Below are 411 nucleotides of genomic sequence, written 5' to 3'. Positions count from 1 at the left end.
TGTAATATTGGTTACCGATCCATCACAATAACTTGTTGATGCAGAGGTTATTGTAACTTCTGGACGAGGATAAACAATAATTGTCATTGTTGTAGTTGTTGCGCATTGACCAGGATTAGGTGTGAATTCATATATTACACTATTTAATGTGCTTGAAATTATTTGCCAAATTCCAATAATCCCATTTGTAGAGGTAGTTGGAATATTAGCAATATTTCCACTACAAAGCGGTGGTTCTTGAATAAAAATAGGAGTAATCCCAATTGTTGTTGATATTGTTCCGTTGAGGGTAGCAGTTCCACAACCACCAACAGTGCTAATTGTATAAGAAAAAGTTGAAGACGAATTTCCGCTAATTGTAATAACGTTTCCAGAAATTGAAGAAGTTATTCCAGTTGGTAGTCCAGTAAC

The 411-nt window shown here is 35.0% G+C and carries 1 pseudogene; it reads right to left on the bottom strand.

Annotated elements, in window-relative coordinates:
• Positions 1 to 411, bottom strand: a pseudogene (locus M9Q43_RS14130) (hypothetical protein); the annotation flags it as partial.

This window comes from Flavobacterium odoriferum, from assembly GCF_025499515.1.
In the GTDB taxonomy this organism is placed as follows: domain Bacteria; phylum Bacteroidota; class Bacteroidia; order Flavobacteriales; family Flavobacteriaceae; genus Flavobacterium; species Flavobacterium odoriferum.
Note: the sequence above shows the minus strand (reverse complement) of the source record. Positions and strands in the feature narration are given on the sequence as shown.